We start from the raw sequence: 23,469 nt of genomic DNA, 5'->3' as shown, positions 1-23,469 counted from the left end.
CGATCAGCGATTGCCTGCGAAGCCGGAGACGAGCCCCGGACTTTCGCCTATGAAACGGGCGCTGGCTTTAGGGTGGGTTGGGCCATCCTGCAATGCCGCATAGCGCGAGCGGCGGGCAAAACCGGAGTGGCGGGTCAAACTGTCGCTGGCGCTCGCCGGAGCCTGTGGCATTATAGAGATAGTGGGGGACCGTCGCGCTGAACGGCGGATGAATTTTTGACAAGCCGGGGGGCGCTGGCCTAGCTGCGCCGCAACAGAGACGACCTGATTCCCTCCGCCGCGATCACGGTGAGGGGACCGGGCGATGGGGACCCGCGGGGCACTTCACCGAGGTTCGCCAGTATTTGATCAAGGGATTCAAATGGCTGCACTGCCTTACATCGTCGGAAACTGGAAAATGAACGGCACGCGCGCGATGCTCAACGAGGCGCGCGCCATCGATCGTTCGGCCGCACGCTTTCCCAAGGTGCAGGTCGGGATCGCGCCGCCGGCGACCCTGCTCTACCGCGTTCGCGATGCCGTGGAGGTGATCGGCGTAGGCGGACAGGACTGCCACGCAAGGGACAACGGAGCCTTCACCGGGGACGTTTCCGCAGTGATGCTCAAGGACGCGGGCGCGGACTTCACCATCGTCGGCCACTCGGAACGCCGCGAATACAACCGGGAAACCGACGAGCACGTGAAGGCGAAGGCAGAGGCGGCGCTTTCGGCCGGCCTCGCGGTCATCCTCTGCGTCGGCGAGACCGAAGCCCAGCGCGATGCCGGCGACGCCGAAGCGGTCGTCGCAGCACAGCTCCAGGGCTCGTGCCCGGGCACCGACGGGGCGGCGGACAAGCTGTCCGTCGCCTACGAGCCGGTCTGGGCGATCGGTACGGGCCGCGTTCCCTCGGTCGCGGACGTCGCGGCGATGCACAAGTCGATTCGCGCGCAGCTCGTCGCCATCTACGGGTCGGCCGGCGCGGACGTGCGCATTCTCTACGGTGGTTCGGTCAAGGCGGACAACGCTTCCGAACTGCTGGCGATCCCCGATGTCGGGGGCGCCCTGGTGGGCGGCGCCAGCCTCACGGCGGAGAGCTTCCTCGCCATCGTCGGAGCCGCAGCCTCGCTGGGCGCCGACTGAGCACTTTTTCGATGAGCGCGGGCGGGGCCTTCGAGGGCTGTCCGCGCCATTGCCAAGCTCACGGGTTGCGCGTGGGCTCGCCAGCGCCTATCTGCGCGGGCAGAACGATGCGGGCACGCACCCCGCCAGAAGGCTGAAACGACAATGTTCCTTTTCCTGACCGTGGTCCAGGCGCTGGTCGCCGCTCTGCTCGTGGGTGTCATCCTGGTGCAGAAGTCCGAAGGCGGTGGCCTCGGTGTCGGCGGCAGCCCGTCGGGCCTGATGTCGGCGCGCGGCGCGGCCAACTTCCTGACCCGTGCGACCTCGGTGCTGGCGACGCTGTTCGTGGTGCTGAGCATCGTGCTTGCCGCAATGGCGGTGAACGAAACCACCGGCCGCGATATCGACACCTCGCTCGAGCGCAGCACGGCGCCGGTCGCTCCGGCTCAGCCGGTCGACCCGCTTGCAGGCTCGGCGAACCCCGGCGCGACTCCGGCGACGAACCCCGCCGCCACGCAGCCGGCCCCGGCCGACTCGGTCCCCGCCGATCCGCTTTCGGGTGCTGCCAAGCAGTAGCCCTCGAGGCGCTTTTAAGCGCTTCACCGTAATCGGAATGCCGTCTGGCGCTGTCAGACGGCTTTTCCTTGTGTTTGACCTGTGGATTGAGGCTCCGGGCGCTTGCCTGAGGGCCCCCATGCAATTTAAGGCCCGACTCCCATGGCGCGGCACATTTTCATTACCGGCGGCGTGGTCTCCTCGCTCGGCAAGGGTCTCATGGCAGCAAGCCTCGCGGCACTGCTGCAGGCGCGCGGCTACAAGGTCCGCATCCGCAAGTTCGACCCCTACCTGAACGTCGATCCGGGCACGATGAGCCCCTACCAGCACGGCGAAGTCTACGTCACCGACGACGGCGCCGAGACCGACCTCGATCTCGGCCATTACGAGCGCTTCACCGGCGTCTCGGCGCGCCAGGCGGACAACATCACCTCGGGCCGCATCTACCAGGACATCATCGCCAAGGAGCGCCGCGGCGACTACCTAGGCGCGACCGTGCAGGTGATCCCGCACGTCACCGACGCGATCAAGGACTTCGCGCTGGCGGAGACCGAGGACCTCGACTTCGTGCTCTGCGAGATCGGCGGCACCGTCGGCGACATCGAGGGCCTGCCCTTCGTCGAGGCCATGCGCCAGCTGCGCAACGAGATGGGCCGAGAGCAGACCTGCTTCGTCCACGTCACGCTGGTCCCCTACATCGCCGCCGCGGGCGAGCTGAAGACCAAGCCCACGCAGCACTCGGTGCGCGAACTGACGGGCCTGGGCATCCAGCCCGATATCCTGCTGTGCCGCTGCGACCGCGAGCTGCCCGAGGGCGAGCGCCGCAAGATCGCGCTGTTCTGCAACGTGCGTCCGCAGGCGGTCATCCAGGCGCTCGACGCCCCCAACATCTACGCCGTCCCGCTCCAGTACCACCGCGAGGGTCTCGACGCCGAAGTCCTCCATCACTTCGGCATGGAAGCCGAGGCCAAGGCTCCGGTCCTCGGACGCTGGGACGACATCACCGACCGCTTCGAGAACCCGGAAGGCGAAGTCACCATCGGCGTCGTCGGCAAGTACGTCGGCCTGCAGGACGCCTACAAGTCTCTGAACGAGGCGCTCGTCCACGGCGGCATGGCCAACCGTGTCAAGGTCAACGTGCGCTGGATCGACGCCGAGATCTTCGAGAAGGAAGATTCCGAGATCGCCGCCGCGCTCGAACCGATGCACGGCATCCTCGTCCCCGGTGGCTTCGGCGAGCGCGGGACCGAGGGCAAGATCGCATCGGTCCGCTTCGCGCGTGAACGCGGCGTGCCGTTCTTCGGTATCTGCCTCGGCATGCAGATGGCCTGCATCGAGGGCGCTCGCTCGGCCGGCATCGCCAAGGCCAGCTCGACCGAGTTCGGACCGACCGAGGAGCCGGTCGTCGGCATCATCACCGAGTGGATGACCAAGGACGGCCTCCAGACCCGCGCCGAGGGCGGCGACCTGGGCGGCACCATGCGCGTCGGCGCCTACCCGGCCGCGCTGTCGCCCAACAGCCACGTCGCCGCGCTCTACGGCACCAACGAGATCAGCGAGCGCCATCGTCACCGCTACGAAGTCAACGGCTCGTACCGCGAGGCGCTGGAAGGCAATGGCCTGATCTTCTCCGGCATGTCGCCCGACGGCCTGCTGCCCGAGATCGTCGAGCGTCCGGACCATCCGTGGTTCGTCGGCGTGCAGTTCCACCCGGAACTGAAGTCGCGTCCGTTCGACCCGCACCCGCTGTTCTCGGGCTTCGTCGCAGCCGCGCTGCGGCAGGCGCGCTTGGTCTGAGGCCATGAGCAGGATCGGCGTCGGCATCATCGGCAACGGGATGGCGACGCGGGTATTTCACGCGCCCTACATCCGGGCCTGCCAAGACCTCGAACTGAAAGCTGTCGTCGCCCGCAGGCCGGATGCCGAGGCGCCGGCCGAGGGCGTGGCGATCGTCCCCGACGTCGAGACGCTGCTGGCCGATCCGGCAATCGGACTGGTCGTCGTCGCCACCCCCAGCGCGACCCACGCCGAAATCGCGCGTCAGGTGCTGGAAGAGGGCAGGCACGTCGTCGTCGAGAAGCCCTTCACGCTGGAACTGGCCGAGGCACGCGCGCTGGCCGCGCTGGCGCAGGAGCGTGGCCTCGTCCTCAGCGTCTTCCACAACCGGCGCTGGGACACCGACTTCCTCGCCGTGCGCTCTGCCATCGAGCAAGGCCTCGTCGGCCGCGTCGTCCATTTCGAATCGCACTTCGACCGCTTCCGCCCGCAGGTCCGCGACCGCTGGCGCGAGGACGGCAGCCCCGGCTCGGGCGTGTGGTACGACCTCGGCCCGCACCTCGCCGACCAGGCGCTGCTCCTGTTCGGCCGCCCCGAAGCGGTCAGCGCCGACATCGCGTCCTTCCGCGAAGGCAGCGGCGCGCCTGACTGGGCTCATGTCGTCCTACGTTATCCGGACAAGCGCGTGATCCTGCACGCCGGCATGTGCGTGGCCGGCGGCGAACCCCGGTTCCGCGTCCACGGCACCGGCGGCACACTCATCAAGCAGAAGTTGGATCCGCAGGAAGCGCAGTCCGTGGCAGGGCTGCGGCCGGGCGATGCGGAGTGGGGCGAGGATGCCGATCCGCTGGTCCATTTCGACGGCGAAGGCGCAAGCCGCGAGATCGCGGCGCCGAAAGGGTCGCAGGAGCGCTTCTATGCGATGATGGCGCAGGCTTGCCTTGGCACGGGGCCGGCTCCGGCCACGCTCGATGAACTTCTGCTGGTGCAGGAAGTGATCGAAGCGGCGCTGGTCTCGGCGCGTGAGGGCAGGGTGGTAACCCTCGCCTGACCTCGTCCTCGCCGCACAGGCGGGGACCGCTGCGAACCCTTGGGGCGAATCCTCGCGCCGGCCACCGCCGCGTAGCGCCTGCCCTCGAAGCGAGGCGCAGTTCTGCCAGCGGTCCCCGGGGACGACGGGCCTTTACCCATTTTCCTACATCGCCGAGCGCTGCTACCTTCGCGTCGGCTCTTTCACATCGTCGTCCCAGTGCCCCGCCGGCCCCTTAGTGGAAGCATTTCCGCGCATGCACTTCATCAACTAACCCCGCCCGGACGCCGTTCTTCCGCAGTCGCGAAATGCCTCCTTCCGGCCCGCCGAATTTTTGTTACTCTCCCCGCCGAGCGCGCCGCCCATGACCCGCGCGCTCGCCGAGGAGACGCCGTGCAACCGATCGCCGAGTTCATCGCGGGCCTGCCCAAGGCCGAGCTTCACGTTCACCTCGAAGGCACGCTGGAAGCCGAACTGAAGTTCGAACTCGCCGCCCGCAACAAGGTCGACCTGCCTTACGCCAACGTCGAGGAAATGCGCGCCAGTTACGTCTACCACGACCTGCCGAGCTTTCTGTCGATCTTCTACGAGGGCAGCTTCGTGCTCCACCAGGAAGCCGATTTCCGCGACCTCGTCTATGCGTATCTGAAGAAGGTCGCCGCGCAGAACGTGCTCTACGCCGAAATGTTCTTCGACCCCCAGCAGCATACCGACCGCGGCGTTCCCTTCGCAACGATGATCGAAGGCCTGACGCGCGGCCGCATAGAGGCGGAGCGCGACTTCGGCATCCGCTCGCAACTCATCATGTGCTTCGTGCGCGAACGCAGCGCCGAAAGCGCGATGGCCGTGTTCGAAATGGCGCTGCCCTACAAGCACCTGATCGTCGGCCTCGGCCTCGATTCCGACGAGAAGGACAACCCGCCCGCCAAGTTCGCCGAGATCTTCTGGCGTGGGCGCGATGAGGGCTTCCGCCTCACCATGCACTGCGACGTCGACCAGGCGAACACCCACGAGCACATCCGCCAGGCCATCGAGGACATCGGTGTCGAGCGCATCGATCACGGCGCCAACCTGCTCGACCGACCGGAACTGATTGCAGCGGCGAGGGAGAAGGGCCTGTTCTTCACCGTCTGCCCCTACGCCAACGAGATGATGCGCCCCGGCGAGAACCAGTCCATCGCGCGCGGGATGCTCGACCTCGGTCTGAGGCTGACGCTCAACTCGGACGACCCCGCCTACATGGAGGGTAAGTACATCAACGAGAACATGCTGATGGCGCATGAACTGGCCGGTTTCGGGCCGGAGGATTTCGTCACCATCAGCCGTAATGCCTTCGACGCGGCGTGGATCGACGAGGATCTCCGCGCGCGGCTGCAGGGCAGGCTGGCGGACTACGCCGAAGCTCAGCTGATGACGGCGAGGTAGACGGAGATCGTGTCGATCAAAAGGATGGTGGAGACAAGGATGGTCCGGCACCGGTCGGCGACATCGCCAGCAGGACGACTGCATGGCGGGCGGGATGCACGAGCACCTTGAGAGCAACCAGCGCCGCCGTCTTGCCGCCGATCCTGCGCCCCTGCTTCGGCGCGGGGCCATAGAATGTTTCGCGCGCCGAAATGCATTCAGCGCAACCACCATCGAAAGAAGGGGCGGCCCGGCATCCCGGACCGCCCCCGAACTATCACGCAATTTGTCCAGAGGCGCATCCAAAGGACAAGAAAGCGCGCCTCCAAAGATCAGGCGGCGGCGGTTTCCTCGCTGGCGTCGCCTTCGACCACGGTCAGGCGGTTGCCGCCAATCGCGACCTTCTTTGGCTTCATCGCTTCGGGAACCTCGCGGACGAGGTCGATCACAAGCAGGCCGTCTGCAAGGTCGGCGCTATCGACACGCACGTAGTCAGCGAGTTCGAAGCGACGCTCGAAGCCGCGCTGGGCGATGCCGACGTGTAGATATTCACCTTCGGCGCTCTCGTCGGGCTTCTGGCCCTTGACCACCAGCAGGTTCGCCTGCGCCGTAATGTCGATGTCGGCGGATTTGAAGCCTGCGACAGCAAGCGTGATGCGGTAGGCGTCAGCGCCCCGGCGTTCGATGTTGAAGGGGGGATACTTGTCACCGGCGTTGGCGCGGCCCTGGTTTTCGATCATGTCGAACAAACGGTCGAAGCCGACCATGGTGCGACGGTAGGGCGAAAAATCTATGCGGTTCATGACAAAAATCCTCAAATGAGCAATCTTCGTGAAAGAGGCCCGGCAACCGGCGCCTCGTCGATCGAGCCATCCCCATGGCGGGCCATGACTCGAGTTCCTAGATATGGTAGCCGCCGGCCCTTTCAAGGTCAGCCCTGCAAGGGGAAACCTTCAAGGGTCGCAAAGTCGAAGGCCGCAAAGGCTGAAAGGAACCAGGAATGAGCCAGCCCAGGATCGAGATCTACACCAAGTGGGGCTGCCCCTACTGCGTCGCCGCCAAGTCGCTGCTCGACGGCAAGGGCGTGTCCTATGAGGAATACGACGTCACCATGGGCGGCCCGAAGCGCGCCGAGATGGTCCAGCGAGTACCTGGCGCCGTGACGGTCCCGCAGATACTCGTCGATGACAAGGCCTACGGCGGATACGACGACATCAGCGCGCTCGACCGCCAGGGCCAGCTCGACCCCATTCTCGGGCTCTGACACGCATGCCTCGCGCCGCGCTGCTGCAGATGACGACGGGCATCGATCCGCAGGCCAACGCCGCCGCAATCGTGGGGGCGGTCGAACAGGCGCGCGAGGGCGGTGCGGCCATGCTGTTCACGCCCGAGATGTCCGGTCTGCTCGACCGCAAGCGCGAGCGAGGCAGTCAGTCGATCCGCACCGAAGGGGAGGACGTGGTTCTCGCCTCCGTACGCGGGGCTGCGCGGCGTGAGGGGCTGTGGGTTCACCTGGGTTCCCTGGCGATCGCGCGGGAGGACGGCAAATGGGCCAACCGTGCCTTCGTCATCGACGACCAAGGCGAGATCGTCGCCCGCTATGACAAGATGCACATGTTCGACGTCGACCTCGCCACGGGTGAGAGCTGGCGCGAGTCGAACGCCTATGCGGCGGGGGACGAGGTGGTAACGGTGGACACACCGCTCGGCCGGCTCGGGCTCGCGATCTGCTACGACGTTCGCTTTCCCGCACTGTTCGAGGCGCTGGGCCGCGCGCGCTGCGACGTGATCGCGGTTCCCGCTGCCTTTACTGTCCCGACGGGCAAGGCGCACTGGCATCTCTTGCAGCGCGCCCGGGCGGTAGAAGCGAGCGCCTATGTGCTCTCCGCCGCGCAGGTGGGTCGGCACGAGGACGGGCGCGAGACTTATGGCCATTCGCTCGCGATCGACCCTTGGGGCGATGTCCTGCTCGATATGGGCGGGGCCGACGATGGGGGTCAGGCGGGCCTCGGTTTTGTTGATCTCCCCACCGAACGCCTTGCGGAGGTGCGGGCGCAGTTGCCCAGCCTTGTCAACCGCCGGCACATAGCCGCGCCATGATCGTCTACGACCTGGAATGCCAAGATGGACAGCATCGTTTCGAGGGCTGGTTCAAATCCTCGGACGACTTCGCGAACCAGCGCCAGCGGGGACTGGTTACCTGTCCCTATTGTGCCTCTGCAAATGTCGACAAGGCGGTGCAGGCCCCTCGGCTCGCGCGCAAGGGCAACCAATTGCCGGAAACGGGGTCTGCGCAGAGCAAGCACGCCGCTCCGCCCGCTCCCTTCCCAGGCCCTCCGGCGCCGGTCGCGAACGCGCCTTTGCCGCCGCAGGCGTTTGAGATGATCCAGGCACTTGCGAAGATGCAGGCCGAGGCCCTCAAATCGTCGCGCTTCGTGGGCGACAAGTTTGCCGACAATGCCCGCGCCATGCATTACGGTGAGCGCGAAGCCGAAGTCATCCATGGCCAGGCCACGGTCACCGAAGCAAAGGAACTGCTGGAGGAAGGCATCGGCGTCATGCCCCTACCGCTGCCCGTGGTTCCTCCCGAACAGGCGAACTGAGCAGTTTCCGATCTTGCATTCCGGGCAATTGCCAAGCAGCCATGCGCAAGCTAGGACGCCGCTTGTGGGCGCCCGTAGCTCAGCCGGATAGAGCACCAGATTCCTAATCTGGGGGCCATGGGTTCGAATCCCGTCGGGCGCACCACTTTTGCTGACCTCGAAGCGCTGGGCGATCGCTCAGTTCCTGGATGCCAGAACACGGCTTCGTTCTGTTCCAGATTTATGTCGCCCTCCCGATTGAGACAGCCCCCCGCCGCGGTCATCTTCCTCATGCCCGCATGAAGACGGGCGTGACCGGGAGGGACCACCAAGATGACCAAGACGATCCTGTCGTATGGCGCGTGCGTCGTGCTGCTCGCCCTCTGGGTGTCCCCCGCCGTGGCTCAGGAAACGGCTCCGCCTGCATGGGATGTGGCTGCAAGCGATCCCGGCGAGATCATCGTTACCGCGCGCAAGCGGCAGGAATCGATCCTCAAGGTTCCGGTGGTCGCCAACGTCGTCACCGCGCAGCAGATCGCCGACGGGCAAGTGGTCGACCTTCAGGGCATCACCCGCCTGACGCCCGGCTTCATTCTCGGGCAGTCGGTGCTGGAGAACGGCGCTCAGGTTTCGATCCGCGGCGTGGGCACGACTTCGCTCGATCCGGGCATCGACCAGTCCGTCTCGCTCAACATCGACGGCATGCAGTTTACGCAGGGCAACGCCTATGCGATCGGCCTGTTCGACATGGCGCAGGTAGAGGTGCTCAAGGGGCCGCAGGCGCTGTTCTTCGGCAAGAACAGCCCCGGCGGCGTCGTCTCGATCCGCACTGCCGATCCAGGCAAAGAGTATGAGGTCATCGGCCGCCTCGCTTACGAGGCCAAAGCGCGCACCATGCGCGGGGAGGCGGTGCTGTCGGGTCCGGTGGCCGATGGCGTCGGCATCCGTATCGCCTCGGCACTCAACACCTCGGACGGCTATTTCCATAACAGCGCGGTCGCCATCCCGGCGCTAGGCGGGGTGCAGCCGCGTGACCGGCTTGGGAGCAGTCATGCGGTCTATCTGCGTGGTACCCTGCTCTACGACAAAGGCGGCACCGTCACGGCGCGCCTCAAGCTCAATCACTCCAACGAGTACACCGAAGGAGGAGGCCCCTTCCAGTACAAGTCCTGCCCCGAGGGTACCGCCAACTATCTACCATCCATAGGTATCCCCGTGCCTTCGTTCTTCGCGCCCGGAGAGGACTGCAAGGTCGATCGCAAGGCCCCCATCGTCTATCTCGATCCGGACACCTTCGGTGGCCTGCCCAACAACGGTAAGCCATACGTCAAGACCAAGCAGGACTTCGCAACGCTGGAACTGAACGGCGAAATCGGCAGCGACCTCACTGGCACATCGGTCACCGGATACTACGACCTGCGTAGTCGTTCGCTGACCGGTGGTTTCAATCCGGGTACCTACTCCACCTTCGCCGCCGCCAAGGAGTACCACCGCAAGGACTTTACGCAGGAACTGCGCCTGACTTCGGACTATTCAGGCCCGCTCAACTTCCTGCTCGGCGCCTTCTACCAGAAGGCCAGCGTGTTCGACGACGCGTTCCTCGCCGGCAACACGGCGCTGGGTTTCCCCAACCGCCTGCTGGCCGGGACCTTCGACATGGACATCGAATCGATCTCCGGCTTCGGCCAGGTGCGCTTTCAGGTCGCCCCCACGCTAGAGCTGGCCGGCGGCGTACGCTACACCGACGAGCGCCGATCGATCGACATGACGAGCAGTTCGGGCGGGGCCAGCTTTGTGCCCACCGCGCCCGACCTCGTATCCAAGAACTGGTCGCCGGAAGTTTCCGCGACTTTCACGCCAACCGACACCTTCACTGCCTTCGCCTCGCTCAAGCAGGGTTACAAGTCCGGGTCTTACAACATCGTCCAGCCCGTGTTCCCGGGCACCGACAACTCCTACGGCGATGAGCGGGTGAGGGGCGGCGAATTCGGCATCAAGACACGGCTTGCGGATCGGCAGCTGAACGTGAACATCGCCGCGTACTACTATCGCTACAACGGGCTTCAGGTGGGCGTGAATCAGCCTGCCTCGAACGGAATCCCGGTGCTCAACACAGTGAACGCCGGCACGGCGCGCGTCTATGGCGTCGATTTCGACATGGCGTTCTACCCCCGCGCCATCGAGGGCCTGTCGATCCGGGCCGCGCTCAACTGGAACAAGGCGAAGTTCACCGAGTTCGTCGGCGCGCCCTGCGCCGGTGGGCAGACCTTCGCGGAGGGCTGCAACCTAGTGCCCCGCGTACTCGACCTCGCGGGAAATCCGGGCGACCAGATCTCGTTCGCCAACGGCAACTACTTCGTAAACGCAGACGGACAGCCGTTCCAGTACGCCGCGCAGGACCTGTCCGGTACCCCTCTCAGCCGGGCGCCGCAATGGCAGGCGAGCTACGGCATCGACTACGAACTGCCGGTAGGCGACGACCACAGGCTGCGCCTCGGCACCAGCGGGCAGTACTCCTCGGAATATACCACCAACCTCGGTAGTCGCCGGGATTTCTATCAGGGTGCGTTCTTCAAGCTCGGCGCTTCGGTCGCCATTGGGGCGAAGGACGACAGCTGGGAGGTTTCGCTGCTTGGGAACAACCTGACCAACCGCTACACCAGCGGGCTGTGCTTCAATTCGAACAATGCGGGCGGTATCCTCTTCCCTGGCGAGGCGCATGGCGGTCCGGCGAAAGGGCCTTCGGGAAGCGACGAAGTCTGGTGCTCCTACGACAACGGCCGCGAATTCTGGCTTCGCCTGACGATCAAACCCAAGGTGCACTGAGGACGACATGAGCGACACCTTGAGCGACATGGGACCGCCCTCGACCATTTCCGCCATGCTGGCCGGGGTCGTCGCGCGCCGCGGCGGCAATGATGCCGTGGCGACCGTCGCCGAAACCATCGACTATGCTGAACTGAACCGCCGCTCGGCCCACATAGCGCAAGCTCTGCTGGCACTGGGAGCGGCCAAGGGTGCGCGCATCGCACTGCTGGCGCCGGATGGGATTTTCTGGATCACCACATTCCTCGCTGCCCTGCGGATCGGGGCGCTGGTGACGGTGGTGAGCACTCTGGCAACGCCTCGAGAAATCGCGCACATTCTAGCAAACAGCGACGTGCAGGTCCTCGTCGCCGCTCGGCGGATGTTGCGGCATGACTATGGCGAGGTTCTGGGTCGGGCCTTTCCTGGGTTAGCCGGGCAGGAGCCCGGAGCGTTGCGGCTGGAAGAGGCGCCCTACCTGCGCTCGGTCTGGTTCGACGATGCCGGAGGGCTCGAATGGGCCGGGGCTCATGCGGAACTATCGGCACTCGCTGACGGCGTGGGCGAGGGGCTGCTCGCGGCGGTCGAGGCGCGGGTTTCGCCCTCCGACGAGGCGGTGATCGTCTATACCTCGGGCAGCACCTCGTTGCCCAAGGCGGTGGTACATACGCAGTGGAACGTTACCCGGCATCCTCCCGAACTGGCGAAGCTGTTCCTGGTGAAGCCGGGGGACCGCATGTTGCCAATGCTGCCCGCGTTCTGGCTGGGAGGAATGGCGATGGCAATGCAGGTGCTGAGCCAGGGGGCAACGCTGGTCTATCCGGCATCGCCTGAACTGCCGGTAGTGCTGGATACCTTGCGCCGATGCCGCGTGAACCGGGTCAACGGCTGGGGCGATGGGTTGACCCGCCTGCGTGCGCTGGCGGTTGCAGAGGGCCTGGACGTCGCCGCCATTGTCGGGCTGGGGCAGTTCCGTGATTCCGATGGGGTGCTGATCGAACCGCACCTGCAGTCCAACATGCTGGGCATGAGCGAGACGTTCGCACCTCACAGTGCCGAGCCGATCGACCGGCGCCTGCCCGCCGACAAGCCTGGTGCCTCGGGCCGCGCGGTGGGAGGGTATGAGCGCCGCGTGGTCGATCCCGAGACCGGGCGCGAGGTCCCGGTCGGTGAAGTGGGGGAACTGCACCTGCGCGGCGGAGCGCTCATGGCGGGCTTCTATGGCAGGCGCCGCTGCGAGGTGTTCACGCCCGACGGGTTCTACCCCACCGGCGACCTCGTGCGGATCGATGCCGACGATTACCTCACGTTCGTCGCGCGGCGGGGGGACATGATCAAGACACGGGCCGCCAACGTCTCACGGCTCGAGGTGGAGACCGCGCTTAGCGCCCTGCCGGAGGTCGCCGCCAGCGCGGTGACGGGGCTGCCGGACGAGGAGTTCGGGCAGGTCGTGGCGGCCGCAATCGTATTGGCGGACGGGGCCAGGACGGATGCGGAGGGAGTGAGAGGTGCGCTGAAGGAAACGCTGTCCAGCTACAAAATCCCGCGCCGGATCGTCTTCGTCGCCGAAGCGGATATCCCCCGCACGGCGACCGGCAAGCTGAAGCTCGCCGAACTTGGCCGGTTGTTCGACTAAAGCAGCGGTAGAATCCCAATAACCGTCATCCCGGCCTGCGCCAGGACGACAATTATGCCGGGAGGACCATCGTCCCGCTGGCATTACGCACGACCGGCCCGTGAGCGAGCACTGCCGAAAGCGGGAGGTCCGCGTAGATGTGCGGGAACAGCGCGCCGCCGCGCGAGACTTCCCACCTGATCGCATCGCCCAGCGCCAAAAGATCGACCACCGCGACGTGCAGGTCGTCCTGCCCGGCGAAGTGCTTATCCAGCGTGCCCTGCGCCTGGTCGGCGGTGGAAAGGTGGATGTAGCCGTCCGCCACATCGACGGGAGCACCGGCGAACGTCCCGTCGGCGAGCAGCTGTGCAAGCTGCCCGCCGGTTAGGATCTTATAGGCGACGGTGTCGGTCATTCGCCGTCTTCGGACGACTCGGGGCTCTCAGGGGCCTCGGGGCTATCGGCCGCAGGCGTCTCCGTAGCTTCACCGGCGACGGGAGCCGCAGGCGTTTCGCCCTCGGGCTCCTCGTCGAGGCGCACGGCGCTGACGACGTGTTCGTCGCCGGACACGGTGAACAAGCGCACGCCTGCCGAACCGCGGCCGATCACGCGCAGCGAGGCGAGTGGCAGCCGGATGAGCTTCGCCTGGTCGGTGACCAGCATCAGCTGCTGCGCCCGGGTTGCCGGGAAGCTCGCCACCACCGGGCCGTTACGCCCGATGTTGTCGATATTGGTGATGCCCTGGCCGCCACGGCCCGTGCGGCGATACTCGTAAGCCGAGGACAGCTTGCCGTAGCCGTTGGCGCAGACGGTGAGGATGAACTGCTCGCGAGTGGCGAGTTCGTCCATGCGATCTGCTTCGAGCGTGGGTTCACCGTCCTTCTCGCCCTTCCAGGGCGCGAAGCGCAGGTACTGTTCGCGCTCATCAGCGTCGGTCCCGACGCGGTGGAGGATCGACAGCGAGATGACCTCGTCGTCACCCTTGAGCAGCATGCCACGCACGCCGGTCGAGGTGCGGCTCGTGAACTCGCGCACGTCGTCGCCGGCGAAGCGGATCGCCTTGCCTTGGCGAGTGGCGAGCAGCACGTCGTCCGATGCCTCAAGGAGAGCGACGCCGATCAGGCGGTCCTCGCTGTCCTCCTCGAAGCGCATCGCAAACTTGCCGTTGCTGGGCACGTTGGCGAACGAATCCATCGAGTTGCGGCGGACGTTGCCCTTGGCCGTCGCGAAGACGACCGACAGCTTGCCCCATTCCGCTTCGTCCTCGGGCAGGGCGAGCACGGTCTGGATCGTCTCGTCCTTCTCCAGCGCGGGCAGGAGGTTGACGATCGGACGGCCGCGCGTGGTCGGGCCGCCTTCGGGCAGCTTATAGACCTTGAGGCGGTAGACCTTTCCGGCGGTGGAGAAGAACAGCACCGGATTGTGCGTGGAGGTGACGAACATCGTCGTCACGGCATCCTCTTCCTTCGTCGCCATGCCGGCGCGGCCCTTGCCGCCGCGCGCCTGGGCCCGGAAGGTGGAGAGGGCGGTGCGCTTGATGTAGCCATCCATGGTGACGGTCACCACCATGTCCTCGCGCTCGATCAGGTCCTCGTCCTCGATCCCGTCGAAGGCGGCAGTGATCTCGGAGACGCGCGGGGTGGCGTAAGCGTCACGTACCGCCTGAAGTTCCTCGCGCATCACGTTGTAAAGCTTGATCCTGTCCGCCAGGATCGCGAGGTAGCCCTCGATTGCGATGGACAACTGCTTGAGTTCGTCGCCGATCTCGTCGCGGCCCAGTGCGGTCAGGCGGTGGAGGCGCAGGTCGAGGATCGCCTTCACCTGCGCTTCGGACAGACGATAGGTACCGCCGGCCTGCTCGGCATCGGGCTCGATCGCCTCGACGAGGCGGATGTAGGGCGCGATGTCCCCGATCGGCCATTCCTTGGCGAGCAGCTTGGCGCGGGCGTCCGCCGGGTTGGACGCGCCCCTAATGATCTTCACGACCTCGTCCATGTTGGACACGGCGACGACCAGGCCGAGCAAGATGTGCGCGCGTTCGCGGGCCTTGTTCAGCTCGAACTTAGTGCGGCGGGTGATGACCTGCTCGCGGAACTGGATGAAGGCCTGGAGGATGTCGCGCAGTGACATGATCTCGGGGCGGCCACCACGGATCGCCAGCATGTTCGCGGCGAAATTCGACTGCGCCGGGGTGCTGCGCCAGATCTGGTTGAGCACCACTTCGGGCGAGGCATCGCGCTTGAGGTCGACGACGACGCGCACGCCCTCGCGGTTGGATTCGTCGCGGATGTCCGAGACGCCCTCGATCCGCTTGTCCTTCGCGGCCTCGGCGATCTTCTCGACGAGGTTGGACTTGCCGACCTGGTAGGGGATGCTGGTCAGCACGATCGAGCGGGCGCCGCGGCTCGCACCGCGGGCTTCTTCGACGTGCGCGCGGCAGCGCATGATGATCGAGCCGCGGCCGGTGAGCGCGGCATTGCGCGCGCCGCCCTGGCCGAGGATCAGCGGCGCGGTCGGGAAGTCGGGCCCCGGGATGATCTGAAACAGTTCCTCCGAGGTGATCCCCGGATTGTCCATCATCGCGAAGCAGCCGTCGATCACTTCACCGAGGTTGTGCGGCGGGATGTTCGTGGCCATGCCGACCGCGATGCCGCCGGCGCCGTTGACCAGCAGGTTGGGATAGCGCGCGGGCAGGACCGAAGGTTCGCGGCGCGAACCGTCGTAGTTATCGAGGAAGTCGACGGTGTCCTTGTCGAGATCGTCGAGCAGCGAGTTGGCGACGCGGGCGAGGCGGGCCTCGGTGTAACGCATCGAGGCTGGCGGATCTGGGTCCATCGAGCCGAAGTTGCCCTGGCCGTCGATCAGCGGCAGGCGCATCGACCAGTCCTGTGTCATGCGCGCGAGGGCGTCGTAAATCGCGCTGTCGCCGTGCGGGTGGTAGTTGCCCATCACGTCGCCGACGATCTTGGCGGATTTGCGGTACGGCCTGCCGGCGACGAAACCGCCTTCCTGGCTGGCGAAGAGGATGCGGCGGTGGACGGGCTTGAGACCGTCGCGCACGTCGGGAAGCGCGCGGCTCACGATCACGCTCATCGCGTAGTCGAGATAGCTCGTCTTCATCTCGTCGACGATGTCGACGCGGGTGTACTCGCCCTCGGGGCCGCTGTTCTCGTTGATGTCGGTCTCGTCGCTCACGCGGTTCTGTCGCCCGGTTACTGCAGCAGGGTTGCTGTGGGAAAAGGATGATGGATCGCCCTAGGACATGCGCCAGGCGAATGCCACCTGAACCGTGCCGCCGGGGGCGGAGGCGGGTGCGTTTTCCACACATATGCTTGGGAACCCTGAACGGGTGCGACGAATTGCATTCAAACAGCGTTCAGTGGCGTTCACCTATTGCGCTGACGAGGTTGCCAAGGGTCGAATTCGCCGCCAAACCGGCGCGGCCCATTTCACGATCCTGCTTCCGGGCGGGATTTGTTTTGTCTTGAGAGGAGTTAGCCTTGATGGCTCGCAAGTTCCTTGTTTCCCGTGTCGCTCTTGCTGTTGCCCTGTCCAGCGGCCTTGCGCTCGGCGTCGCATCGCCCGCCATGGCGGCGAAGAAGGAAAAGGCGCCCGCCTCGAACTTCTCGCCCGAATTCGTCAAGGTTGCCGGCCCGATCGAAAAGGCCATGACTGAGGCGACCGCGAAGGTCCCCGCCAACGCACAGCCGACCGACCTCGCGGCCGCCAAGCAGGCGTTCGATGCTGCCGTCGGCGGCAATGGCAAGACCGCGCTCGAAGGCGCTGCGGCCGCTGCCACCACGCCCGACGACAAGATGGCCGCGGCGAACTGGATGCGTAACTACGGCATCATCTCGCAGGACCGCGCCTTCACGCAGCGCGGCAACGTGATGCTGCTGGAAAGCGGCAAGCTCCCCGCCGCCAGCGTCGGTTCGACCAACTACAGCGCCGGCATCACCGCCTATCAGCTGAGCGACTACGCCAATTCGGCGAAGTACCTGAAGGCCGCCAAGGACGCCGGCTACGTCGATTCCTCGGGCCAGCTCGACCTCGTGCTCGCGGATGCGTACAAGAAGTCGAACAACCCCGACGCGGCTCTGCAGATGGCGAAGGACGACGTCGCCGCCGCGCAGGCCAAGGGCGTAGCGCCTTCGGAAACCGCGCTGCGCAGCGTGCTCCAGCAGACCTACTCCGCAAAGCAGCTTGCCCCGTCGACCGAATATGCCGCGCTGCTCGGCCAGTACTACCCCGGCACCTGGGGTACCGCGATCTCGGTCGTGGCGCAGCTGGCCGCGCTGCCGCGTGACCAGGACCTCGACCTCATCCGCCTGAAGTACGCGACCGGCACGATGACCGAGAAGCGCGACTACTACGAATACATCGATGCCGTCGATCCGCGCGCGTTCCCTGGCGAAGCCGCCAAGGTGATGACCGACGGGATCGCCAAGGGCAAGCTGACCAAGGCCGAGATCGGCGCCGACCTTGCCAACGCACAGGGCCGTGTCGCCGCCGACAAGGCCTCGCTGCCCTCGGTTGAGCGTGACGCCAGCAAGCCGGGTGCAACGGCCGCCAGCGTCGTCGGCGCGGGCGACCTGTTCCTCAGCTATGACCAGCCCGCCAAGGCCGAGACGTTCTACGCCAAGGCACTTTCGATGCCCGGCGTCGATGCCAACAAGGTCGCCCTGCGCCTTGGTATGTCGCAGGCACTGACGGGCAAGTACGCCGATGCGCAGACCAACCTCGCCAAGGTCACCGGCACCCGCGTGCCGGTCGCCAAACTGTGGTCCGCCTATGCCAAGGGCAAGGCGTCCCCGGCGGCTGCCGCTCCGGCTGCACCTGCCGCGAACTGATCTTCGCACAGGGCTGAAAAACAAAAGGGCGACGGGAAACCGTCGCCCTTTCTGTTTGGGTGCTTCGATAAGAGCGGCTTCTCAGTTCACCGGCGCGAACGTGCCTGTCTCGCCGTCCATGAAGTGCAGCACCCCGTCCGCGATCGCGAAGAAGGCGCCGCGCAGGCGTAGCTCGCCCTTGGCGACCTTGCTTCGCACGCAGGGGAAGGTCATCAGGTTGTCGAGGCTGACGCGCACCGCGGCTTGCTCCATCTCGCGCTCGGCGGCGCGGCCGGTGGTGCCATGGGCCGCCGCGACCGGCTCGCGCGCTTCGTCCAGCATCGAGATCCAGTCCGCGATGAAGCCGCCTTCGCCCGGTACAGAGCCCTTGAGGTCCTGCGTCAGCGCCGCCTTGCAGCCGCCGCACAGGCCATGGCCCATGACGACGATTTCCTTCACCTTGAGGACCTGCACCGCGAATTCCAGCGCGGCGGAAACACCGTGGTGGCCGGGCGAGGTCTCGAAGGGCGGAACCAGCGCGGCGACGTTGCGCACGACGAACATCTCGCCGGGGTCGACGTCGAAGATCTGGCTCGGATCGACTCGGCTGTCGGAGCAGGCGATGATCATCACCTCAGGCTGCTGGCCTTCGCCGAGGCGCGCCCAGCGTTCGCGGTGCGGCGTCCAGCCGATATCTCGGAAGCGGCGATAGCCCTCGAGGAGATGGTTCAGGACGCGATCTTCGGGCTGGGCTTCGGACTCGGCGGTCATGGTTCCTCCATTGATGGGGTAACGGCAAGTTTAGCTTTCCCTTAACCGGGATATTCCTGCTGGCAAGGCCGGGCACATGTGACTATCTGGGCGGCATGAACGATCTCTCTTCCGTGCCGAGCCCCGAAGACGCCCCGCAGCGCCAGCGCAAGCCCGACTGGATCCGCGTCAAGGCGCCGACCAGCAAGGGCTACGGCGAGACTCGCCAGCTCATGCGCGACCTCAAGCTCAACACCGTGTGCGAGGAAGCGGCCTGTCCGAATATCGGAGAGTGCTGGACCAAGAAGCACGCGACGGTGATGATTCTCGGCGATACCTGCACGCGGGCCTGTGCCTTCTGCAACGTCAAGACCGGCATGCCGGGCCGCGTCGATCCCGCCGAGCCGGCGAACGTCGCCGAGCTGGCGCTGAAGACGGGCCTGGAACACATCGTCATCACCTCGGTCGACCGCGACGACCTGCCCGACGGCGGCGCCTCGCAGTTCGTGAAGGTCATCGAGGCGATCCGCGCCGCGACGCCCAGCACCACGATCGAAATCCTGACGCCCGACTTCCGCAACAAGATGCAGCGCGCCGTCGAGGCGATCGTGATGGCGCGCCCGGACGTCTACAACCACAACCTCGAGACGGTGCCCCGTCTCTATCCGACGATCCGCCCCGGCGCGCGCTACTACGCCTCGCTGCGTCTGCTCGAGGAAGTGAAGCGCCACGATCCGTCGATCTTCACCAAGTCCGGTGTCATGATGGGGCTGGGCGAGGAGCGCCTCGAAGTCCACCAGGTGATGGACGACATGCGCTGCGCCGACATCGACTTCCTGACCATGGGCCAGTACCTGCGCCCGACGCCCAAGCACGCCGAGGTCAAGGAATTCGTGACCCCGCAGGCGTTCAAGGCCTATGGCGCCATCGCCCGCGCCAAGGGCTTCCTGCAGGTCGCGGCCTCGCCGCTGACGCGTTCGAGCTACCACGCCGGCGCCGACTTCGCCGAGATGCGCGCCGCCCGCGAGGCGAAGCTCGCCAAGGCTGCGCTCATGGGCATGAAAGCCTGACACCGTGCCGGGTATCCATGAAACGAAGCGCATGCCGTACAGCGCCGAGCAGATGTTCGACCTCGTGGCCGACGTCGGCCGCTACCAGGAATTCCTGCCCTGGGTCGTCGCGACCCGGGTGAAGTCCGACGACGGGTCGGAAATGATCGCGGACATGCTGGTAGGCTTCAAGGCGCTGCGCGAGAAGTTCACCTCGCGCGTCGAGAAGGAACGCCCGCGCGAACTGCGCGTCCACTACGTCGATGGCCCGATGCGCGACCTCGAGAACCGCTGGACGTTCCACCCGGTCGACGAACACACCTGCGACGTCGAGTTCGACGTGAAGTTCACCTTCCGCAACGCGCTCTTCGAGAAGCTGGCCGGTCAGTATTTCGACAAGGCGTTCCGCAAGATGGTCGCCGCCTTCGAAACCCGCGCGGAAGAGCTTTACGGCGTATCGCAGGCGAGCTGACAAGAAGAGTTCAAACCGCCGTCCCCGCCGCGAAGGCAGCGACGGCTGACTATCTCACCTCAGAGCGTCACTTCCGGCAATCCTTCGTTCGAAGGCAGCAGCAGTTCCAGCGCTATGATCGCCGCCTGATGGCGGATTTCAGCGCGCGTCTTGCCCTCCAGCAGCTTCTGCTCGGCATGGACGTTCTCGTCGTTCCGGAATGCGCAGGCGAAGACCACGGTGCCGACCGGCTTCATCTCGGAGCCGCCGTCCGGCCCCGCTATTCCGCTGATGGCGACTGCGACGTCAGCACGGCTCTTCTTGATCGCGCCCTGCGCCATGGCCCAGGCCGTCGCCGGGGAGACCGCACCGAACGAATCGATGATGTCGGAATGGACGGCCAGCATCTCCATCTTCGCCTCGTTCGAGTAGGTCACGAACCCGCGGTCGAGCACGGCGGAGGAGCCGGGAATTTCGGTCAGCGCCGCGCAGACGAGGCCGCCGGTGCAGCTTTCCGCCAGCGCCACGGTGCGCCCCAGGGCCTTGTTCTCGTCGATCACCCGCTGGGCGAGCGCGACGAGGTCCTGGGGGAAGAAGAGGTTGGCCATTGTGGTCCTTTCGGGCGTCAGTCGCGGCAGAGCGCGACTTTGCCGAGTTTGGGGTCGGCCGTGGCTGCCACTTCGAGCGTCAGCGCGATCAGGCCGGCGGTGTTCTCTGGCGGCAGCGGCGAGAGCAGGTCGATCGCGAGGTCCAGCTTGGTGCAGGACTTGAGCGCGATCCGCTGCGAGACGAAGCCTTCCACGAAGACGTCGGCCAGCTGGCGCACGGTTTCATCGGGCAGGTTGGCGACCATCTGGGCCGATCCGCTGCCCTCCGCACCGAGCGTCTTCATGAAGGCTGGCTTTGCCTGCGGCCAGTAGCGGTTCTTCTGCCCGGCATAGCGAGCTGCCAGCTGCGGCCCCTGGCGGCGCAGGAAAGCGTCGGCGGGCAGGGAGGTGGAGCAGCGCTTGGCGGTGCCGTTGATCGCCTGGGGCAGAGCATAGGCGATGAGCGCGGTCGCCTCCTTCTTGGTCAGGCAGACCGGCTCTGCGGCCATGGCGAGGCCGGGCGTCAGGGCAGCCACGAAGGCGATCGTCTTGGCGAGTGATTGCATGAAATATCCCTTGTCCGTCCGGCGCTTACAGCCGGAGCAGGCTGACCGCGGCCTGCGCGGCTATGCCTTCGCGCCTTCCGGTGAAACCCAGCTTCTCGGTGGTCGTTGCCTTCACGCTGACGAGAGCGATGTCAACGCCGAGGATCGCGGCGAGCCGCGCCCGCATCGCCTCGCGGTGGGGGCCGATCTTGGGCGCCTCGCAGATGATCGTCACGTCCGCATTGCCGAGCGCATAGCCGGCCTCGGCCACGAGCTTGCTGGCATGGTCGAGGAAACGGTCCGATGCTGCGCCCTTCCACCGTGCATCGCTGGGCGGGAAGTGCTGGCCGATGTCGCCAGCGCCGATCGCGCCGAGCATTGCATCGACAAGCGCGTGGATGGCGACGTCGGCGTCGCTATGGCCGGACAGTCCATGCGTGTGCTCGACACGTACGCCGCAGAGCCACAGTTCCTCGCCTTCCTCCAGTTGGTGCACGTCGTACCCGGTGCCGACGCGGACGAGGGGCAGGGAGGGCGCGAAGTCGGCGGCGTAAGTCAGCTTGTGCAAGGTCTCGTCCCCTTCGACGAAGGCGATTTCGATGCCGGCGGCTTGCGCCACCTGCGCGTCGTCACCGGCATTGGTCGCACCCTCCCACTCGCGGTGCGCCGCGAGGATGGCGCCGAAGCGGAAGGCCTGCGGGGTCTGCACCCGGCGCAGGTCTTCCCGGCGAGCGGGCGCGCCCATCACGTCGCCCGGCTCGATATGCGCAAGGCTGTCGACCACCGGCAGCACTGGAATGGCGCCCCTGTGCAGTCCCAGCGCGCCGAGCAGCCGCTCGACAACGGCGGCGGGCAGGAGAGGGCGGGCAGCGTCGTGGATCAGTACGAGGTCCGGTTCCAAGCCCGCCAGCACTTCCAGGCCGAGCCGCACCGACTCCTGACGGGTAACGCCGCCGGTCGTGAACTGCACACCGGCGATGCCCGCCAGCGCCTCGCGAGCGATGGCCTCCGCGCCTTCGGGAATGACGACCAGGATCGGATCGCAACCAGCCCCTGCCAAGGCTTCGACCGAATGCCTGACCACCGGCTTGCTGCGCCAGGTCGCGAACTGCTTGGGCAGCGGCTGCCCGGCGCGCAGGCCCTGGCCCGCAGCGACGACCAGCGCGGCGACGCTCCCACGATGGACCGCGCTATTCCGGGATTCTGAAACGATTTGCGACATTGTTTTCGCCGGTAATCGCTTGCTCGGCGCAGGGCAATCCACTATGCGCTGCCTGTTTTTTAGGCAGCACTGCGCAGATCATGACCCAATTGCCCAATCCTCCGGCATTGAAGCCCATCCAGGTCGGCCCCGTGACGATCGATTGCCCGGTCGTGCTCGCGCCGATGACGGGGGTTTCGGATCTTCCTTTCCGCAAGATGGTGCGCGGGTTCGGTTCTGGCCTCAACGTCACCGAGATGATCGCCAGCCCCGCCGCCATCCGCGAGACGCGCGTGTCGCTGCAGAAGGCGATGTGGGACGTGATCGAGGACCCGGTTTCGATGCAACTCGTCGGCTGCGAGCCCGAGCAGATGGCCGAAGCCGCCAAGCTGGTCGAGGACCGGGGCGCGGCCATCATCGACATCAACATGGGTTGCCCGGTACGCAAGGTCGTGAACGGCGACGCCGGCTCGGCGTTGATGCGCCAGATTCCGTTGGCGACCAAGCTGATCGAGGCGACCGTCAAGGCGGTCAAGGTCCCCGTCACCGTCAAGATGCGCATGGGCTGGTGCCATGACAGTCTCAATGCTCCCGAGCTCGCCCGCATCGCCGAGGACCTCGGCGCGCAAATGATCACGGTCCATGGCCGCACCCGCAACCAGATGTACAAGGGAGAGGCCGACTGGGCTTTCGTGCGCTCCGTAAAGGAAGCGGTTTCGATCCCGGTTATCGTCAACGGCGACATCTGCACGATCGCCGATGCATCTAAAGCCCTTGAACAGTCGGGCGCGGACGGCCTCATGATCGGGCGCGGCGCGTATGGGCGCCCTTGGTTCCTCGGGCAGGTCATGCAGTGGTGGCGCGGCACGGACGTTGCCGAAGATCCCACCATCGGCGAACAGTACGAGATCATGCGCCGGCACTACGACGACATGCTCGAACACTACGGTAGCGACACCGGCGTGCGCATGGCCCGCAAGCACCTGGGTTGGTATATCAAGGGCGTGCGCGGCTCGGCCGAGTTCAGAAACAAGGTGAACTTCATCTCCGATCCCGATGAAGTGCTTCGCGAACTCGCCGAATTCTACGCACCCTACCGCGACGGTTCCGCCAACGGCCAGCTTCAGGCGGCATGAGCCTCACCCTGGGCACCTCAATCCCCGAGGCGCAGCGGCTGCTCGCCAGCCTGCC

The 23,469-nt window shown here is 66.0% G+C and carries 21 protein-coding genes and 1 tRNA gene; 15 read left to right on the top strand and 7 right to left on the bottom strand.

Annotated elements, in window-relative coordinates; all coding sequences use genetic code 11:
• Positions 1–361: 361 nt before the first annotated feature.
• The 5 genes from tpiA to add all read left to right on the top strand — a co-directional run bounded on the left by tpiA (position 362) and on the right by add (position 5,885).
• Positions 362–1,120, top strand: a complete 759-nt coding sequence (gene tpiA, locus PMI02_RS10420) for a triose-phosphate isomerase (protein WP_007682324.1) — start codon at positions 362–364, stop codon at positions 1,118–1,120.
• Positions 1,121–1,264: 144 nt separating this feature from the next.
• On the top strand, positions 1,265–1,675 hold the full coding sequence (secG, locus tag PMI02_RS10415; RefSeq protein WP_007682323.1) for a preprotein translocase subunit SecG: 411 nt from the start codon (positions 1,265–1,267) through the stop codon (positions 1,673–1,675).
• Between the two features lie 141 nt (positions 1,676–1,816).
• Positions 1,817–3,451 (top strand): CTP synthase, encoded by a 1,635-nt coding sequence (locus PMI02_RS10410; RefSeq protein ID WP_007682322.1) that lies wholly within the window; start codon positions 1,817–1,819, stop codon positions 3,449–3,451.
• 4 nt (positions 3,452–3,455) lie between these two features.
• Entirely contained in the window at positions 3,456–4,481 is a 1,026-nt protein-coding gene (locus PMI02_RS10405) for an oxidoreductase (protein ID WP_007682321.1), read from the top strand.
• 372 nt (positions 4,482–4,853) lie between these two features.
• A complete protein-coding gene (add, locus tag PMI02_RS10400; RefSeq protein WP_007682319.1) occupies positions 4,854–5,885 on the top strand; it encodes an adenosine deaminase in 1,032 nt (343 codons plus the stop codon).
• 311 nt (positions 5,886–6,196) lie between these two features.
• Here add and PMI02_RS10395 read toward each other — a convergent pair whose 3' ends face one another.
• A complete protein-coding gene (locus PMI02_RS10395; protein WP_007682317.1) occupies positions 6,197–6,667 on the bottom strand; it encodes an Hsp20 family protein in 471 nt (156 codons plus the stop codon).
• 197 nt (positions 6,668–6,864) lie between these two features.
• On the opposite strand from PMI02_RS10395, the gene grxC reads away from it, so the two are divergent.
• From grxC to PMI02_RS10365, 6 genes are all read left to right on the top strand, one after another.
• A complete protein-coding gene (gene grxC / locus PMI02_RS10390) occupies positions 6,865–7,128 on the top strand; it encodes a glutaredoxin 3 (RefSeq protein ID WP_007682315.1) in 264 nt (87 codons plus the stop codon).
• A gap of 5 nt (positions 7,129–7,133) precedes the next feature.
• Positions 7,134–7,964 carry a carbon-nitrogen hydrolase family protein gene (locus PMI02_RS10385; RefSeq protein ID WP_007682313.1) on the top strand — a complete coding sequence of 277 codons (831 nt, stop codon included), beginning with the start codon at positions 7,134–7,136 and terminating at the stop codon, positions 7,962–7,964.
• Positions 7,961–8,467, top strand: coding sequence for a DUF1178 family protein (locus tag PMI02_RS10380; RefSeq protein WP_007682312.1), 507 nt, complete (start codon positions 7,961–7,963; stop codon positions 8,465–8,467). Before PMI02_RS10385 ends, PMI02_RS10380 begins: the two co-directional genes overlap by 4 nt.
• 68 nt (positions 8,468–8,535) lie before the next feature.
• Positions 8,536–8,612 (top strand) — tRNA-Arg (locus PMI02_RS10375).
• Between the two features lie 167 nt (positions 8,613–8,779).
• The gene (locus tag PMI02_RS10370; RefSeq protein ID WP_007682311.1) at positions 8,780–11,272 is read left to right on the top strand and encodes a TonB-dependent receptor; all 2,493 of its coding nucleotides are present in this window, start codon (positions 8,780–8,782) and stop codon (positions 11,270–11,272) included.
• Positions 11,273–11,279: 7 nt separating this feature from the next.
• On the top strand, positions 11,280–12,887 hold the full coding sequence (locus tag PMI02_RS10365; protein WP_007682310.1) for a class I adenylate-forming enzyme family protein: 1,608 nt from the start codon (positions 11,280–11,282) through the stop codon (positions 12,885–12,887).
• Between the two features lie 52 nt (positions 12,888–12,939).
• Here PMI02_RS10365 and PMI02_RS10360 read toward each other — a convergent pair whose 3' ends face one another.
• Together PMI02_RS10360 and gyrA are read right to left on the bottom strand one after the other, a co-directional pair.
• On the bottom strand, positions 12,940–13,281 hold the full coding sequence (locus PMI02_RS10360; RefSeq protein WP_007682309.1) for a DUF952 domain-containing protein: 342 nt from the start codon (positions 13,279–13,281) through the stop codon (positions 12,940–12,942).
• Positions 13,278–15,986: a DNA gyrase subunit A gene (gene gyrA / locus PMI02_RS10355; RefSeq protein ID WP_369751220.1), complete on the bottom strand. Its 2,709-nt coding sequence runs from the start codon at positions 15,984–15,986 to the stop codon at positions 13,278–13,280. Before gyrA ends, PMI02_RS10360 begins: the two co-directional genes overlap by 4 nt.
• A 383-nt stretch (positions 15,987–16,369) precedes the next feature.
• On the opposite strand from gyrA, the gene PMI02_RS10350 reads away from it, so the two are divergent.
• Positions 16,370–17,716 carry a hypothetical protein gene (locus tag PMI02_RS10350; RefSeq protein WP_007682307.1) on the top strand — a complete coding sequence of 449 codons (1,347 nt, stop codon included), beginning with the start codon at positions 16,370–16,372 and terminating at the stop codon, positions 17,714–17,716.
• 81 nt (positions 17,717–17,797) lie between these two features.
• Here the strand turns inward: PMI02_RS10350 and PMI02_RS10345 are convergent, their stop codons facing one another.
• Positions 17,798–18,466 (bottom strand): carbonic anhydrase, encoded by a 669-nt coding sequence (locus tag PMI02_RS10345; RefSeq protein WP_007682305.1) that lies wholly within the window; start codon positions 18,464–18,466, stop codon positions 17,798–17,800.
• Positions 18,467–18,561: 95 nt separating this feature from the next.
• On the opposite strand from PMI02_RS10345, the gene lipA reads away from it, so the two are divergent.
• Together lipA and PMI02_RS10335 are read left to right on the top strand one after the other, a co-directional pair.
• Positions 18,562–19,515 carry a lipoyl synthase gene (lipA, locus tag PMI02_RS10340; RefSeq protein ID WP_007682302.1) on the top strand — a complete coding sequence of 318 codons (954 nt, stop codon included), beginning with the start codon at positions 18,562–18,564 and terminating at the stop codon, positions 19,513–19,515.
• A gap of 4 nt (positions 19,516–19,519) precedes the next feature.
• Positions 19,520–19,966 (top strand): type II toxin-antitoxin system RatA family toxin, encoded by a 447-nt coding sequence (locus tag PMI02_RS10335; protein ID WP_036503320.1) that lies wholly within the window; start codon positions 19,520–19,522, stop codon positions 19,964–19,966.
• 59 nt (positions 19,967–20,025) lie between these two features.
• On the opposite strand, the gene PMI02_RS10330 is transcribed toward PMI02_RS10335, so the two are convergent.
• The 3 genes from PMI02_RS10330 to PMI02_RS10320 are packed head-to-tail and all read right to left on the bottom strand — an operon-like array spanning position 20,026 to position 22,299.
• The gene (locus PMI02_RS10330; RefSeq protein ID WP_007682298.1) at positions 20,026–20,553 is read right to left on the bottom strand and encodes a CinA family protein; all 528 of its coding nucleotides are present in this window, start codon (positions 20,551–20,553) and stop codon (positions 20,026–20,028) included.
• Positions 20,554–20,570: 17 nt separating this feature from the next.
• Positions 20,571–21,098: a hypothetical protein gene (locus PMI02_RS10325; RefSeq protein ID WP_007682296.1), complete on the bottom strand. Its 528-nt coding sequence runs from the start codon at positions 21,096–21,098 to the stop codon at positions 20,571–20,573.
• A 25-nt stretch (positions 21,099–21,123) separates the two neighbouring features.
• Positions 21,124–22,299 carry a bifunctional 2-C-methyl-D-erythritol 4-phosphate cytidylyltransferase/2-C-methyl-D-erythritol 2,4-cyclodiphosphate synthase gene (locus tag PMI02_RS10320; RefSeq protein WP_007682294.1) on the bottom strand — a complete coding sequence of 392 codons (1,176 nt, stop codon included), beginning with the start codon at positions 22,297–22,299 and terminating at the stop codon, positions 21,124–21,126.
• An 80-nt stretch (positions 22,300–22,379) separates the two neighbouring features.
• Between PMI02_RS10320 and dusB the strand changes: the two genes are divergently transcribed.
• Complete coding sequence (gene dusB, locus PMI02_RS10315) at positions 22,380–23,414, top strand: tRNA dihydrouridine synthase DusB (protein WP_007682293.1); 1,035 nt, start codon at positions 22,380–22,382, stop codon at positions 23,412–23,414.
• Positions 23,415–23,469: the final 55 nt, after the last annotated feature.

It is taken from the genome of Novosphingobium sp. AP12 (assembly GCF_000281975.1).
In the GTDB taxonomy this organism is placed as follows: Bacteria; Pseudomonadota; Alphaproteobacteria; order Sphingomonadales; family Sphingomonadaceae; genus Novosphingobium.
This window is presented reverse-complemented; position numbering and strand designations above follow the sequence as displayed.

Excerpts from the sequence above, each read along its gene's own strand:
- secG (WP_007682323.1), top strand. The coding sequence starts at position 1,265 with ATGTTCCTTTTCCTGACCGTGGTCCAGGCGCTGGTCGCCGCTCTGCTC.
- PMI02_RS10395 (WP_007682317.1), bottom strand. The coding sequence starts at position 6,667 with ATGAACCGCATAGATTTTTCGCCCTACCGTCGCACCATGGTCGGCTTC.
- PMI02_RS10365 (WP_007682310.1), top strand. The coding sequence starts at position 11,280 with ATGAGCGACACCTTGAGCGACATGGGACCGCCCTCGACCATTTCCGCC.
- PMI02_RS10380 (WP_007682312.1), top strand. The coding sequence starts at position 7,961 with ATGATCGTCTACGACCTGGAATGCCAAGATGGACAGCATCGTTTCGAG.
- PMI02_RS10370 (WP_007682311.1), top strand. The coding sequence starts at position 8,780 with ATGACCAAGACGATCCTGTCGTATGGCGCGTGCGTCGTGCTGCTCGCC.
- grxC (WP_007682315.1), top strand. The coding sequence starts at position 6,865 with ATGAGCCAGCCCAGGATCGAGATCTACACCAAGTGGGGCTGCCCCTAC.
- PMI02_RS10360 (WP_007682309.1), bottom strand. The coding sequence starts at position 13,281 with ATGACCGACACCGTCGCCTATAAGATCCTAACCGGCGGGCAGCTTGCA.
- PMI02_RS10330 (WP_007682298.1), bottom strand. The coding sequence starts at position 20,553 with ATGGCCAACCTCTTCTTCCCCCAGGACCTCGTCGCGCTCGCCCAGCGG.
- dusB (WP_007682293.1), top strand. The coding sequence starts at position 22,380 with ATGACCCAATTGCCCAATCCTCCGGCATTGAAGCCCATCCAGGTCGGC.
- PMI02_RS10405 (WP_007682321.1), top strand. The coding sequence starts at position 3,456 with ATGAGCAGGATCGGCGTCGGCATCATCGGCAACGGGATGGCGACGCGG.
- PMI02_RS10350 (WP_007682307.1), top strand. The coding sequence starts at position 16,370 with ATGGCTCGCAAGTTCCTTGTTTCCCGTGTCGCTCTTGCTGTTGCCCTG.
- PMI02_RS10410 (WP_007682322.1), top strand. The coding sequence starts at position 1,817 with ATGGCGCGGCACATTTTCATTACCGGCGGCGTGGTCTCCTCGCTCGGC.
- lipA (WP_007682302.1), top strand. The coding sequence starts at position 18,562 with ATGAACGATCTCTCTTCCGTGCCGAGCCCCGAAGACGCCCCGCAGCGC.
- PMI02_RS10320 (WP_007682294.1), bottom strand. The coding sequence starts at position 22,299 with ATGTCGCAAATCGTTTCAGAATCCCGGAATAGCGCGGTCCATCGTGGG.
- tpiA (WP_007682324.1), top strand. The coding sequence starts at position 362 with ATGGCTGCACTGCCTTACATCGTCGGAAACTGGAAAATGAACGGCACG.
- PMI02_RS10345 (WP_007682305.1), bottom strand. The coding sequence starts at position 18,466 with ATGACCGCCGAGTCCGAAGCCCAGCCCGAAGATCGCGTCCTGAACCAT.
- gyrA (WP_369751220.1), bottom strand. The coding sequence starts at position 15,986 with ATGAAGACGAGCTATCTCGACTACGCGATGAGCGTGATCGTGAGCCGC.
- PMI02_RS10325 (WP_007682296.1), bottom strand. The coding sequence starts at position 21,098 with ATGCAATCACTCGCCAAGACGATCGCCTTCGTGGCTGCCCTGACGCCC.
- PMI02_RS10385 (WP_007682313.1), top strand. The coding sequence starts at position 7,134 with ATGCCTCGCGCCGCGCTGCTGCAGATGACGACGGGCATCGATCCGCAG.